The 13,979-nt window shown below is 68.0% G+C and carries 11 protein-coding genes; 9 read left to right on the top strand and 2 right to left on the bottom strand.

What is annotated here, in order from left to right:
- The first annotated feature begins 182 nt into the window (after window positions 1-182).
- The 8 genes from OID54_RS31830 (at window position 183) to OID54_RS31865 (ending at window position 10,375) form a co-directional block, all read left to right on the top strand.
- Window positions 183-932: a thioesterase II family protein gene (locus OID54_RS31830; protein ID WP_329025185.1), complete on the top strand. Its 750-nt coding sequence runs from the start codon at window positions 183-185 to the stop codon at window positions 930-932.
- A complete protein-coding gene (locus OID54_RS31835; protein ID WP_329025187.1) occupies window positions 929-1,783 on the top strand; it encodes an SDR family oxidoreductase in 855 nt (284 codons plus the stop codon). The genes OID54_RS31830 and OID54_RS31835 overlap by 4 nt, the downstream gene beginning before the upstream one ends.
- A 187-nt stretch (window positions 1,784-1,970) precedes the next feature.
- Window positions 1,971-4,913 (top strand): non-ribosomal peptide synthetase, encoded by a 2,943-nt coding sequence (locus tag OID54_RS31840; RefSeq protein ID WP_329025189.1) that lies wholly within the window; start codon window positions 1,971-1,973, stop codon window positions 4,911-4,913.
- A gap of 367 nt (window positions 4,914-5,280) precedes the next feature.
- Window positions 5,281-5,958, top strand: a complete 678-nt coding sequence (locus OID54_RS31845) for an FMN-binding negative transcriptional regulator (RefSeq protein ID WP_329025191.1) — start codon at window positions 5,281-5,283, stop codon at window positions 5,956-5,958.
- Between the two features lie 133 nt (window positions 5,959-6,091).
- Window positions 6,092-7,237 carry a cytochrome P450 gene (locus tag OID54_RS31850; protein ID WP_329025193.1) on the top strand — a complete coding sequence of 382 codons (1,146 nt, stop codon included), beginning with the start codon at window positions 6,092-6,094 and terminating at the stop codon, window positions 7,235-7,237.
- 29 nt (window positions 7,238-7,266) lie between these two features.
- Window positions 7,267-8,460 carry a cytochrome P450 gene (locus OID54_RS31855; RefSeq protein WP_329025196.1) on the top strand — a complete coding sequence of 398 codons (1,194 nt, stop codon included), beginning with the start codon at window positions 7,267-7,269 and terminating at the stop codon, window positions 8,458-8,460.
- A gap of 19 nt (window positions 8,461-8,479) precedes the next feature.
- Entirely contained in the window at window positions 8,480-9,508 is a 1,029-nt protein-coding gene (locus OID54_RS31860; protein WP_329025198.1) for a methyltransferase, read from the top strand.
- Between the two features lie 57 nt (window positions 9,509-9,565).
- A complete protein-coding gene (locus OID54_RS31865; RefSeq protein WP_329025200.1) occupies window positions 9,566-10,375 on the top strand; it encodes an AfsR/SARP family transcriptional regulator in 810 nt (269 codons plus the stop codon).
- Here the strand turns inward: OID54_RS31865 and OID54_RS31870 are convergent.
- Window positions 10,336-10,860, bottom strand: coding sequence for a flavin reductase family protein (locus OID54_RS31870; protein ID WP_329025202.1), 525 nt, complete (start codon window positions 10,858-10,860; stop codon window positions 10,336-10,338). The genes OID54_RS31865 and OID54_RS31870 overlap by 40 nt on opposite strands.
- On the bottom strand, window positions 10,853-12,370 hold the full coding sequence (locus tag OID54_RS31875; protein ID WP_443055806.1) for a tryptophan halogenase family protein: 1,518 nt from the start codon (window positions 12,368-12,370) through the stop codon (window positions 10,853-10,855). The genes OID54_RS31870 and OID54_RS31875 overlap by 8 nt, the downstream gene beginning before the upstream one ends.
- 262 nt (window positions 12,371-12,632) lie before the next feature.
- Here OID54_RS31875 and OID54_RS31880 point away from each other — a divergent pair, with 262 nt between their 5' ends.
- Window positions 12,633-13,916 (top strand): cation:proton antiporter, encoded by a 1,284-nt coding sequence (locus tag OID54_RS31880; RefSeq protein ID WP_329025204.1) that lies wholly within the window; start codon window positions 12,633-12,635, stop codon window positions 13,914-13,916.
- Window positions 13,917-13,979 lie beyond the last annotated feature (63 nt).

The following is a 13,979-nucleotide window of genomic DNA, read 5'->3' on the forward strand; positions in this document are numbered from 1 at the left end:
GGTTAGCCTCTGGAAAGGGCAGCGGCCGAGTGGACGGCAACTGCCATTCCGACCGCCACCCGGTCCCGCAGCCGTTGAACGGCGGCTGCACGGATTCCGTACGCGACGCGCTTTCCGGTGTCGGCCGGAGGCTGTTTTGGCATCGTTCTCATTCCGATTTCGAGAAAGAACGAGGAAGCCCCATGTCGTCATCGCTCCCCTTTCCAGAAACAGGGTCAAGGTCGGCGGCGGAGCCGGAAACGGATGTCCTGCCCCTGGTGTGCCTGCCCTTCGCCGGGAGCGGTGCCGGCTTCTACCGGGCCTGGGCACAGAGTCCGACGCCGGGCGTCGCGATCCTGCCCGTACAACTTCCGGGCCGCGAGGAACAGTTCATCGACGCACCGTTCACCGACGCGGCCGAGGCCGCCGCTCGGCTCGCACCCTGCGTCGTCGATCTCACCGCGGGTGTGGGGAACTTCGCCCTCTTTGGCCACAGCCTCGGAGCCGTACTGAGCTATGAGCTGGCCCATGAGCTGGCCAGGCTCGGCCACGCCGGGCTCAGTCATGTCTACGTCAGCGGCTCACCAGGACCGTGGAGCGGTCGCGACGCCCGGGCGACAGGGCTCAGTGACGATGAGTTCCTGGAGCGTGTCCAGGAGTTCGCCGGCTACAGGCACCAAGCCTTCGACAATCCCGACCTGCGCGATCTGCTGCTTCCCGTGCTCCGTGCCGACGTGGCCATGCACGAGAACTACAAACCGGCCACCGACGAGCCGCTGCGGGTGCCGGTCACCGCACTGCGCGGTGTCGACGACGCCCTGGTCTCAACCGAACACGCCCGCCAGTGGCGCACCGCCACCAGCGCGGAATTCCGGTACGTCGAGCTTCCCGGCGGCCATATGTATCTGGCTGACTCGCCCGCCGAACTGCTGCGCACCATCGCCGGAGGATGACGGAACCCCGAACGGAGGCCGTGGACATGCTGCTCAAGGGCAAAGTCGCAGTGATCACAGGCGCAGCGCGCGGTCTCGGCCGGGAGTGCGCCGGCAGATTCGCCCGCGAGGGCGCCGATCTGTTGCTGCTCGACATCGGCCATGACATCGAGGGCGTTGGATATCCGCTCGGCAGCCGGGACCAGTTGGCCGATACGGCACGCATGTGCGAGGAACAGGGCGGCTCTGTCATCGCTGCCGCGGTCGATGTTCGTGATGCAGTGCGTGTGGGGGAGGCGGTCGACGAGGCCCTGGACCGCTTCGGTGCCATCGACGTGCTGGTCAACAACGCCGGGATCGCAGGGCCTTCGGGCCGCCCCGTGCACGAGATCAGCGAGGCGGACTGGCTGCTGATGTTGGACACCAACCTCAACGGCACCTGGCGGATGATCAAGGCGGTGGCTCCTTCGATGATCGAAGCGCGCTCGGGCAGCATCATCAATGTCTCCTCGACCGCCGGAATCGTCGGCTACCGGAACTTTGCCGCCTATGTGACGGCCAAGCACGGTCTGGTGGGTCTGACGAAGGCCGCAGCGCTCGACTACGCGCCGTTCCGCATCCGCGTCAACGCGATCTGTCCCGGCTCCGTCCGCGACAACCCGCTCGTCGAGGGACGGATGCTCTCGGAGATAGCCCGTGCGCTGGACGTCCCGGTCGACGGTCACGAAGAGGTCTTCCTGCGCGACCAACCGACGAACGCGCTCGTCGAAACGTCCAGCGTCGCGGGGGCCGCCATCTGGTTGGCCGGTGATGACTCCCGGCAGGTGACCGGCACGACGGTCACCGTCGACGGCGGATTCACCAGCCGATGAGACCATCCGATCCGCCTTGCCCCGGCAACCGGCCCCGGGAGGCGTTGCGTTGCGTCCCCGGTGCACATCGACACTGCCCGGGCGAGGAACCCGAACGGTCGGCGACAACCCGATCCGGGCGAAGAGATCGAGCGAGAGCGCCCGCTGAGTCCCGCACCCCGCCCCCAGCCCGCAGGAGGCCACAGGCATGGCGACAGCCGCGAAGAGACGATCAGCAAGCGCAGTGGGCCGGGACAGGTCGCCCACGGCGTCGACGGCCGAACCGGGATGGCTACCGTCCCCGTCCGGCCGCCCGATCACCGACCTGGGTCGCTTGGGACACGCCCTGGTCCTGCGTCTCCCGGCTCCTCTCGACACCGCAGCACCGCACCAGGCCCTGGCCGAGGCCGTCGAACGGTGGCCCGTGCTGCGCGGGGCGCGGCTGTGGGAGACCAGGGTGCCCGGGGAGTACGCCGCCGCAGCAGCGCGGGCGCGGGCGCTGCGGGAGGCGCTGCGCCCGGTGGGGCGCGGCCGCGTACCGCTGCGCACGGTGCTCCTGCGGTACGCGGACGGGCTCGCTGACCTGCTACTCGTCGCCGATCGATGGCGGGTGTCACAGGCAGTGCTGAACGCGGTGGCCGATCTGCTGGTGTACGGGGCGACAGCTGCGGATGCGCCGGACAAAGCCGACGCCGACACAGGCGTGGGAGACGATCCCGGTGCCGCGCCCCTCGTTCCCTGGGGGCTCGGAGACCCGGGGCGCGCCGGCATGCTCGGTGCCCGTTCGCTGCACCTCCCCTGCGGGCCTGAGATGGACGGGCAGGTGCTTCTGGCCGCCGTGGCGCACACCCTGGCCAGGTACACCAGTACGGGCACGGTCCGCGTCGGGCGCCTGGACACCGTGCACGGTTCCACTCGCCCCGAGGTCCTGCGCATCACCGACCCAGGCGCAGACGCAGATGGAGACACCGATACCGACACCGACGCCGGAACGGACGCGGATGCCGCTCAGGGGCCGCCCCCGGTCGGCGTCGTGCTGCACACCGCACGCGCCGACCGCCACTACCTACCGTGCCAGGCACCCCTCTTCCCGCTCACGGTGTTCGGCAGGGAGCGGAAGGACGGCACGTACGAGGCGGAGTGCTGGTTCGACGAGGGGGCGTTCGCACCCAGGGTGGCAGAGCTGTTCTGCGCATCTGTCGAACGCCTCGCCGTGCACTTCGGCACTGGGAGGGAACCGGGCCTCTCGCTGACCGACGTACCGTTCGTCGGTTCGAAGGACACCGGACAGATCCTCCGCCTCGGTGGCGCCGACCGCAGCGATGGACCCCTCGTGCCCCCGCGCCGCATCGACGCGATCTTCTCCGACGTGGCCGACCAGCGCCCGGACGCGGTGGCACTGGTGGACGACACCGGACAGCTGACGTACCGGCAGCTCAACGAGCGGGCCGAGCGGGTCGCTGCGGGGCTGCGCGCCCTCGGGGTGCGACGGGGCACCCGGGTCGGAGTGTTCCTGAACCGGGACGCCTCCCTGGTCGTCGCATTACTCGGCGTGCTGAAGGCGGGCGGCGCTTACGTCCCGATTGATGTGAACTACCCCGCGGACCGGGTGGGTTACATCTGTGAGAACGCATCGCTGGCGCATGTGATCGTCCGCGGTGGCGACTCGGGTTTCCCACCGGTCGGCGGTGTCCGTGCCCTCCCTCTGGGGCAGCTGAGCACTCCGGCGCCTGAACCGGGAGCCGACGGAGTGCGGTCGGATCCCGGGAGCGCCGACGACGATGCGTACGTCATCTACACCTCGGGGTCGACGGGACGGCCGAAGGGCGTGGTCGTGCCCCACCGGAACGTGGCCGCGCTGCTGGACGCCACGACCGCCGACTTCGGGCTCGGGCCGGACGATGTGTGGACGCTCTTCCATTCGAGCGCGTTCGACTTCTCGGTGTGGGAGATCTGGGGTTGTCTGCTGACCGGCGGACGTCTCGTCGTCGTCTCCTACTGGGTGGCCAGGGACACGCACGCGTTCTACCGACTGATCGCCCGACACGGAGTGACGGTCCTCAACCAGACCCCTTCCGCCTTCGCCCAGTTGGCCCGCATCGACGGGCAGGAGCGGGGCGCCATGCCCGTCAGACTGCTGGTCTTCGGCGGCGAGTCCCTGGACGTACGGGTGCTCGGACCGTGGTTCGCCCGGCACTCGCCCTCGCACTGCCGGGTGGTGAACATGTTCGGCATCACCGAGACGACCGTGCACGTGACCGCGCGGACCATCACTCCCGCGGACGTACTGACGCGGTCCCGCTCGGTGGGCGCGGCACTGCCCGGCTGGTCGGTGTCCGTGCGGGACGACACCGGACGAGTGCTGCCGCCTGGCGCGGCAGGTGAGATCTACGTTGGCGGGGCGGGGGTCGCTGACCGTTACCTCGGCCAACCGGAGCTGACGGCGAGGAGATTCGTCGTGGACCCGATCACCGGGAACCGGCTCTACCGGAGCGGGGACAGGGGCCGGCTGCACCCTGACGGCACGCTCGACCACCTCGGCAGGCTCGACAGCCAGGTGAAGATCCGCGGACATCGCATCGAGCTGGACGAGATCCGGTCAGTACTCCTGGACGCCCCGGCGGTCGGGGCTGCCGTGGCCGTCGTCAGGGAGACGGTGCCTGGTGACCCGGCGAGCGGCCGGATCGACGCGTACGTCGTCTCCGCGACGGGCGGGGGGGAGGTGGACACCCGGCGCATCCTGGACGAGGCCAGCCGCATCCTGCCCGACTATATGACGCCCGCGACGCTCACTCAGATCGCTTCGGTGCCGCTCACCGGGAACGGGAAGCCCGACGTGGCGCGGCTGCCGGAGCCTGTGGTGGGCCGTGCAGGTCGTGCAGGTCGTCCGGATCGGCAGCAGACAGCGGCGGATGCGCCCGATGGGGCCGGTGGACTCGCTGATGCGGTGCTGGGCGTCTGGAGCCGCTGTCTGCGGAAGGAGGTGATGGCCGACGACAACTTCTTCGAACTGGGCGGCAATTCGCTGCTGGTGGTACGGGTCCTGAGCGAGATGCGCGAACAGGGGCTGCCCGGGGTGACGCCGCGCGACTTCTACGCCAACTCGACGGCGGGGCAGTTCATCCGGCTCGTGGAGCAGCGCTCGTCATAAGGCGGGGACGGGCGATGAGGGCGACGCCGTGTCCTGGCGAGTGGATGGCACGGGTGGCGTCGAAGTGGTCCGACCTGCGCGGCCCTTCGCCGTGAGGTGGGGCCGTCCATGAACCCTTGTGACACGCCGTACGTGGGGGATTCGGGTGGTGGGGTGTGTCTTCGCTGCCCGCTCTGGGAGCAGTCAGTACGAGAATCTTCACGGCCGCTCCACGAAATGCCGAAAACATCGGTTCAGTCATCCGGAGAAACAAGATTCTCCAACCCTTGGCGACCAGCAATGGGGTAGCCGCAGTAGCGGCCGACAAACTATTCTCGGCGCGCCAAGAACGCCAAGAACGCCTGCAACTCCGGGAAAGGGGTCATGCGTGTTTGTTCCCGATCAGTACCGTGAACCCGAAGCGACGTGGATGGCCGAGTTGGTGCGCGAAAACCCACTGGCTCAGTTGTCCAGCAACGGTGACGACGGCGCCGCCCCGTACGCGACGCATGTGCCCGTCATCCTCGATCCGCAACTCAGAGATCTACCGTCCGACCTGCCCGGAATCACCCTGTGGGGCCATATGAACAGGGCGAATCCGCAATGGGCGGCCCTCGCCTCGCCTACACCCGTCGTGGTGGCGTTCAGCGGGCCGCACAGCTATGTGTCCCCGACCGTGTACGGGATCACTCCCGCTGCCCCCACCTGGAACTTCACCGCCGTTCATGTCCGCGGACTGTTGAGCAGAGTCGACTCGGAAGACGACACCCTGGAGACCGTCAAGGCCACCGTCCGCGCCCTGGAAGGCCGATTCGGCGCGGGGTGGGACATGTCGGATTCGGTGGACTACTTCCGTCGCATCCTGCCTGGAGTAGGGGCGTTCCGTATTGCCGTTTCGCAGGCTGACGGGATGTTCAAGCTGAGCCAGGAGCAGGAATCCGGCACCCGGGAACGGGTGCGCTGCTCGTTCGCCGGTGAAACCTCGCGAAATCAGCGTGAGATCGCCGCGATGATGGGCCGACTTCCCTCCGTCCCGGCGAGTGTCCCGTCGCCAGGACAACCTTGACAGGCGGAAGGCGCCGCTTGAACACTGGGGCTGCGAATCCAATCCCCTTCCAAAGAATCCTGCACACACAGGAGGGATATATTCCGTGCCTACGTCGGTCGATCAGTGGGATATTCATCCGGACCATTTCTGGTTGACTGGAAAGCGCCCGGATCAGCTTGTCGAGTACAACGAAGAGCTGGAAATGTGGATGGTCTACGGCTATCCCGAGGCGATCGAAGTCCTCACCCAGCCCAAGCTGTTCTCCAACGACGGATGGCGGTTGGTGAACGTCGAGGTCGAGGAGTGGGTCAAGGAGGGCGACTTCGCGCAGATGGACCCACCGCAGCACCGCAAGCTGCGCGGCCTCGTCGACTTCGCCTTCACCCCCAAGCTCGTCGCCAACCTTCAGCCCCGGGTGGACGAGGTCGTCCACGAACTGATCGACGAACTGGAGCACCGGGACTCCTTCGACATGGTCGCCGACTTCGCCAACCCCCTCCCGGTCGCGGTGATCTCGGACATGCTGGGCGTGCCGAAGAGCGACCGTGATCTGTTCAAGGGCTGGATGCACGGGCTGCTCGACGACGCGGGGGAGTTGGACTCGCCGGACGACATCCGGGATCAGGAAGCCACGATGGACGACCAGTTCGGGCTGTTGCGTGAGATGCGGGACTACTGGGCCGAGCAGGCCGCGGAGCGCAGAAGGCAGCCGCGGGAGGATCTCCTCAGCCATCTCGTCCACGCCGAGTTCGAGGGCGAACGGCTCTCCGACGGAGCGGTGTTCAACATCGCGAACCGCATGCTGATCAACGGACACCACACCACCGAACTGCTCATCGGCAACACGGTGCTGTGCCTGACGGAGTTCCCCGAACAGGCGGCGCGGGTGCGCGCTGACCGCTCGCTCGTACCGGCCCTGATCGAGGAGTCCCTGCGCTTCCTCAGCCCGCTCGCCGGCGTCATGCGGGTGTCCACCACCGAGGTGGAGGTCGCTGGACAGCTCATCCCCAAGGACCAGATGGTCATGGCGTGGTGCGGCGCGGCCAACCGCGACGGGCGGGTCTTCACCGACCCGGACACCTTCGACGCGGCCCGTTCCCCCAATGCGCACCTCGGCTTCGGCCGGGGCGTCCACTTCTGCATGGGCAGACGGCTGGCGCGACTTGAGGCCAAGTCCGCCACGAACATCCTGCTCGACCGGCTCCCCAAGCTACGAACGGACCCTGCCGACCCGCCGAAGTTCGGGCACGTGGTGGACGCCACCGGCGTGGCCAGGCTCCCCGTGCTGAACGGTTGAGCCCCTACCCCGGAAGAAGAGTGATCCCGATGACGACGGTGGTCGACCGGTGGAACGTGCACCCAGGACACCGCTGGCTGCGCGGCGAACGCCCGAAGTCCCCGGTGCAGTTCGACGAAGAGCTGGGCATGTGGTGCGTGTACGGCCACCCCGAGATCCTGGAGGTGCTCAGCACCCCCGAGGTGTTCACGTCCGACACCGCGCGGCTGCTGCCCGTGAGCGTCGACCCCTCGCTCATCGAGGGCGACATGTCCCAGATGGACCCGCCCCGGCACCGGGCCTTCCGCGGGCTGGTCAGTCGCGCCTTCACGCCTCGGCTGATCGCCGGTCTCGAACCGCGCATCGCGGAGATCACCGACGGGCTGATCGCCGACATGGACGGCAAGTCCGAGATCGAGCTCGTCGCCGAGCTGGCGTATCCGCTGCCGGTCATCGTCATCGCCGAGCTCCTCGGAATTCCCGACAGCGACCGCGACCTGTTCAAGAAGTGGGCCGACAACATCATCGAGGGCTTCAGCGGAGCCTCGTTCCTCGACGACAGCGAACAGGGCGAGCAGGACCTGCGCGATGCCACGGACCGGTTGCAGCCCCTGCTCGAATATCTGGCCGGACATGTCGCCGACCGCCGCCGCAACCCGAAGCAGGACCTGCTCACGCACCTGGCCCTGGCCGAGGCGGACGGCGAGCGGCTCACCGACAACGAAGTCGTGAACGTCGCCAACATCTTGCTGGTCACCGGACACATCACCACCACGATGCTCCTCGGCAACACCGTGTTGTGCCTGGACGCCGAGCCCGATGAGTTCGCCCGGGTGCGCAAGGACAGATCGCTGGTCCCCGGCGCCATCGAGGAGGCCCTGCGGACACTGCCACCGTCGGCCGCGCTCGCCCGGGGCACCACCAGACAGGTGCGGCTCAGTGGGCAGCTCATCCCGAAGGACCAGTTGGTCCAGCTGTGGCTGGGCGCCGCCAACCGTGACCCGCGCACCTTTGAGCGGCCCGGTGTCTACGACCCGACGCGCAGTCCCAATCCGCACTTCGGCTTCGGCCGGGGCATCCACTACTGCATCGGTGCCGCCCTGAGCCAGCTGGAGGGCCGGGTCGCGCTCAACAAGCTCCTGGACCGATTCCCGGTGCTCCGTACGGACCCGGACAGACCGCCGGAGTTCTTCCCGACCGCCGACATGATCGGTGTCAACTCCCTCCATCTGCAGACCTCATGACCCCCATGGCGAGGATCCCGTGACGATCGAGCAACCGCTGGCGCAGTTGTCCTTCGGGTACATACCGGCCCAGATCCTTTACACCGCGACGGAGCTCGGCATCGCCGACGCACTCGCCGACGGCCCGCTTGACCATCGGGACGCCGCTGAGCGCACCGGCGCCGATCCGGTCGCGGTCCTCCGGCTGCTACGGGCACTGGTGGGCCTCGGCGTGGTCGCCCAACTGGACGCCGATCGGTTTGAACTCACCGCATCGGGCCGGCAGCTGATGACCGGCACACCCGGCTCGCTCCGCGACGACATCCTGCTCTCGGCCATGCCCGAACTGTGGCGCGCCTGGGGGGATCTGCCGCAGGTGCTGCGCAGCGGACAGCCGCCGAGGAATCCCGCGACGGGTCTCACCGCCCACGAGGCGCTGATGCGCGACCCGCAGCTGGCCGAGAAGTTCCGCGCCGCCAAGGTCCTCGGGAACCAGGTGCTCACCGCCGGGGTCACCGCGGCCTACGACTTCTCCCGGTTCCGTACGGTCGCCGACCTCAGCGGCGACGAGGCCACCCTGCTGTCCGCGGTACTGACCGCGGTGCCCGGTCTGCGAGGTGTGGTGCAGGACAGGCCCGAGGCGCTGGAGCGCGCGGCTGCCGCACTGGCTGGCGCCGGCGTCGCAGACCGGGCCGACGTCCGGGAGGGCGATGTCCTGGGCTCCGCACCGCTGGGCGCCGACGTCTATCTCCTCGCCCATGTGCTGCGGGAGTGGGACGACGACCAGGCCACGGCGATCCTGCGCAACTGCCGTGCGGCGATGGCGCCCGGTGGCCGGGTGGTGATCGTGGAGACCGTGGTCCCCGCCGTTCTCACGCCGGAGGACTCCGCCACCTACGGAATGACGGACCTCAACAACCTCGTGTACGCCGGCGGCAGGGAGCGGACCGCTGAGGAGTTCCGGGCGCTGCTGGCGGGCGCGGGCTTCATGCTCACCGCGCAGACCAGCATGAAGTTGGAGCCCGGGATGCCGGACTACCACCTCATCGAGGGGACGCCCGGCGTATAGCGGGTCTTCCGCTCTTCGTGATCCCGACCCGACCCGAGTCGTCTGTGAGGCCGTGAGATGGAGTACCGCATTCTGGGTCCGGTCGAAGTACGGGACGGAGGCACCACGATTCCCCTGGACGGTGAGAAGCAGCGGACCGTACTGGCGGCCCTGCTCCTCACCGAGACCGGTTTCCTCTCCGACACCGATCTGACGTCTTTGCTGTGGGGCTCACGACCACCTGGGACGCACAACGCCCAGATCTACAACTATGTCTCCCGACTGCGGAAGACGGTGGGTGGTGCGAACATCGTTCGTCGCTCTCCCGGCTACCGGATCGAGATCAGCACCGCGTCGCTCGACCTCGTCGACTTCGAGAAGCTGGCCAAGCGCGGCCAGGGGGCGCTGGCCGCGGGTGCGTACGAGGAGGCTCGTCGGCTGCTGCGGTCCGCGCTGGCCCTGTGGCACGGGCCGACGCTCGCCGATGTCTCGGAGTATCTGACCAACGCTGAACGACCACGCATCGAGGAGGCGCGGATCTCCGTACTGGAGAGCCGCATCGAAGCAGATCTCGCGGTCGGCGGGCACGCCGAGGTACTGCCGGAACTGACCCGCCTGGTGGGCCAGTACCCGCTGCGCGAGCGCTTCCGGGCCCAACTGATGACCGCGCTCTACCGCTGCGACCGCCAGGCCGAGGCGCTGGCGCTCTACGAGGACAGCAGACGGATGCTCGCCGAGGAACTCGGAGTGGGCCCCGGGGTGCTGCTGCGCGAGGTGCATCACGCGATCCTCACGGCGGAGGACCCCACCGTGACGGGAGCCCACGGCCGTGAGCGGCTGTGCTGCCGTCAGGCGACGGGCCAACTGCTGTACCGGCGCAGGCCATAGAGGAGCGGCAGCAGGTCCGGGCGCTGTTCCACGGTCAGCACCCGGCCGAACACCAGCACATGGTCCCCGACCGGCACGGTCCGCTCGACCTCGCAGTCCGCCACTGCATGTGCGTCCGTCCATAGATGCGGGCCCGCGTTGGCCTCGTCCTGGAACCAGCCGACGCGGTCGAAGCGGTTCTGACAGCCCGACGCGAACAGTTCCGCGGTGGCCCGCGCGCCGTCGTGCAGCAGGTTCACCGCGAACCCGCCGCTGCTCACGACGGCCGCCAGCGTCGGGCTCGCGGCGCGCAGGCACACCAGCAGGGTCGGCGGATCCAGTGTTGCGCTGCACAGCGACGAGCACGTCATGCCCCACGGCCGACCCTGCGAATCGGTCGCGGTGACCACCGCCACGCCGGTCGGGAAGCCGCTCATCATCGAGCGGAACCCGTCCGGCGTGGCACGACCGGCCGATCGCGTGATCGAGCCGGTCCGATCAGGCATCGAGCCCTCGCATCCGCGCGAAGTAGTCGTAGTGCGAAGGCAGTCTGTCGACCATGTGCCGCGCCTTGTCATGGATGGCCGCGAACTCCTTCTGTGCCGACTTCTCATCGGTGAGGGACAGCGCGGGTGACGGCGGAGGCTTGATGCCGCCGGTGCCGAGCAGGATGCAGTTGTACGAGTACGGCGGCAGCCCATGGTAATAGGGGAAGACATCCTCGGATCCCGGCAGCCGTGCCTGCCACGCTTCCAGACGTCCGGCCAGCGCGTCGGGCACGTCCCGCGTCTTGGCGTCCTTCCAGTACTGGGTGTCATTGCGTGCGGCGCCCTTGTAGTGCAGGACGAGGAATTCCCGTACGCCGTCCATTACATTGGCGACGGCCGAGTTGTACAAGCCCCTCAGCTTGGGGTTCCAGTCGGCTGCCGGGAAATGCCGTACCAACTGCTCGATGGCATGGTGAATGAAGAAGATCCCCGTCGATTCCAGAGGTTCGACGAATCCGCTGGAAAGACCGATGGCCACGCAGTTGTTCACCCAGGATTCGCGGCTCCGGCCGATGCGCATACGAATGTGATTCGCCTCTGCCTCGGCACCCGCCGGCCCCACAAATTCACGCAGGGTACGCTCGGCCTCCTCCGGTGAGAGATAGTCCTTGGCATAGACGTATCCGGTTCCGATACGGCCGAAGAGCGGTATCGTCCATATCCATCCGGCATCCTGGGCCGTTGCCGTCGTACAGGGACGGATACCGTTCTTCTTCATGTCCAGTGGCACTTGGAGGGCCACCGCACTGTCATTGGGCAGGGTGTCTTGGTACGAGATGAAGGGCACATCGAGTGCACGGTTGAGCAGAACGCCGCGGAACCCCGTGCAGTCGATGAAGAGATCGCCGTGGAGTTCGCCGTGATCCTGTGTCACGACATGGTCGATCCAGCCGCGCTCGTCGAGCCGGACGTCGAGTACGTCGTCCACGAGGTGCCGTACGCCGCGGTCGACGGAGTATCCGGTGAGGAACTTCGCGAGCAACGCCGCCTCGAAGTGATAGGCGTACGGGAACTGGGTCTTCCCCTGGTGCTCCGACATCGTCAGACCGATGGGCTTGTCGAGCCCGTCGCTTCCGCTCTCGTCCAGCAGGGTCCCGTCGAGCTGCCGTGGGCTACGGCCCGCGTCGCACAGGGACGCCATGACGAAGCAGTCCTTGTCGAACCGGTCGGTGGGTCCGTTCTGGAGCCACCATTCGGTCAGCGGAAAGCCGTTGACCGACCGCAACTGCTCGAACGGGTGGTAGAAGTGATGGCCGGGCCGTCGCCAGTCCTGGAATCGGACGGCCAGCTTGTAAGTGGCGTTGCAGGCCGGCATCCATTCCTCTTCCTTCAGGTCGAGGAATTCAAAGAAGTGCCGGATGTCACTGAAGGTCGCCTCGCCGACGCCGATGGTGCCGACCTTGCCGGACTCGACGAGCGTGATGGAAACCCGGTCGCCGAATGCCGCCTTCAGATAGGAGGCGGTCATCCAGCCGGCGGTTCCGCCACCGACAATGACGATCCTATCGGGACTCTGCGCGCTCACGTCACACCTCAATTCACATGGCTGGGCACGACGCGGGGCTGGACCCCGCCTGTCGGTCACGAGTCTGCTCTGCCGGGCTATCCGGAATCTATGGCAGTGCTATCAATTCGAAATAGTCGCCGCAGCACACCATCACGCGAGTGATACTGAATGGCCCTATTCCCCTGAATCCGCTGCCCACGGCGGTAGTTAGGAAGGTGATTCGGTGAGTTCCGCTGAGTTCTTCATTCGGATGGGACATGTGCTCGCAGTGCTCTGCGGGGTGCTTCTCGTCGTCGCCGCCGGACGTTTTGCGGCGCGAAAGGCCCATCAGCCCGAAGTCGTCGGGGAATTGACGGCCGGACTGCTCGCCGGCCCCGCGGCGGTCTGGCTCCTGGGGCACGACACCTTCGATGTGGTGGTACCGAAGGAGGTGCTGTCGGTGCTCAAACTGACAGCGCAGGCGGGCCTGGTGCTGTTCCTGGTCGGTCTCACCCACGAATTGCGCAGCGGGGCGCCCGCGCGGATGGGGCGAGCTGCCGCCTGGGTGAGCGCGGGCGCGCTGGTGCCCGCACTGGGGACGGGCGCACTGCTGGCAGGCTGGGTGCTGCTGACCGGTGATGCGGCAGTGCGCGGCACCGCACCGACCGCCGCGTTGGTGCTGGTCCTGGCGGTGTCGCTGTCGGTCACGGCCGTCCCGGTGCTCGCTCGCATCCTCACCGATCGGGGCATGTTCGACACGGGGGCGGGACGGCTCTCGCTCACTGCGGCCCTGGTCACCGACTGTGTGTCATGGCTGTTGCTGTCGGTGGCGGTCGGCCTGGGGTCGGGGAGCCTCGCCGGCTTCCTGCGCGCGATGGCGACGTTCGCCTGCGGTGTGCTGGTCGCCGCGCTGCTGCGGCTGGTGCTGCGCGACCGGATCGCGGAGGTGCTGTGCCGCAGGCCGTGGGTTCCGGTGCTGCTGACGGCCGGGATCGCGATGGGCATGGCGGCGGCGATGGAACTCCTGGGCATGACGGCGATCCTGGGGGCGGCACTCGCCGGCCTCGCCGTGCCGGTGACGGATCGGTGGGAGAGCGCCGTGGCGCGGGTCAGCAGAGCCGGGCGGGCGCTGGTGCCGGTCTTCTTCGTGGTCACCGGCATCACCGTGCTGACCGCCGGGTTCGGGTCCGCACCGATCACGCTGATCGGGGCGGCCCTGGTGCTGGGGATCGCGGGCAAGACGGTGGGGGGCTATGTGGGAGCCAGGCTCGGCGGCCAGGGCCACTGGGACGCGCTGCGGATCGGCTCGCTGATGAACACGCGCGGCCTCACCGAACTGATCGTGCTGCACGCAGCGTACGAGGCGGGGCTGCTCACCGCGCCGCTGTTCCTGGCACTGGTGGTGATGGCCCTGGTCACCACCGCGATGACGGGACCCGCGCTCCTCGCCGTGGACCGGGCCGAGATGCGCCGCCGGCAGACCGCGTTGCCGCCGCACACGGTGCGAAAGGGCGACGGAGTGCGCTGATGAAGTGCGCAGCAGGACATTGTTGGGGCTCGTCACCTGGCCGATCGGCCAGGTGACGAGCCC

The sequence above is a fragment of the Streptomyces sp. NBC_00690 genome, assembly GCF_036226685.1.
GTDB lineage: Bacteria > Actinomycetota > Actinomycetes > Streptomycetales > Streptomycetaceae > Streptomyces.

Excerpts from the sequence above, each read along its gene's own strand:
- OID54_RS31855 (WP_329025196.1), top strand. The coding sequence starts at position 7,267 with ATGACGACGGTGGTCGACCGGTGGAACGTGCACCCAGGACACCGCTGG.
- OID54_RS31835 (WP_329025187.1), top strand. The coding sequence starts at position 929 with ATGACGGAACCCCGAACGGAGGCCGTGGACATGCTGCTCAAGGGCAAA.
- OID54_RS31840 (WP_329025189.1), top strand. The coding sequence starts at position 1,971 with ATGGCGACAGCCGCGAAGAGACGATCAGCAAGCGCAGTGGGCCGGGAC.
- OID54_RS31875 (WP_443055806.1), bottom strand. The coding sequence starts at position 12,370 with ATGACCGCCTCCTATCTGAAGGCGGCATTCGGCGACCGGGTTTCCATC.
- OID54_RS31865 (WP_329025200.1), top strand. The coding sequence starts at position 9,566 with ATGGAGTACCGCATTCTGGGTCCGGTCGAAGTACGGGACGGAGGCACC.
- OID54_RS31830 (WP_329025185.1), top strand. The coding sequence starts at position 183 with ATGTCGTCATCGCTCCCCTTTCCAGAAACAGGGTCAAGGTCGGCGGCG.
- OID54_RS31870 (WP_329025202.1), bottom strand. The coding sequence starts at position 10,860 with ATGCCTGATCGGACCGGCTCGATCACGCGATCGGCCGGTCGTGCCACG.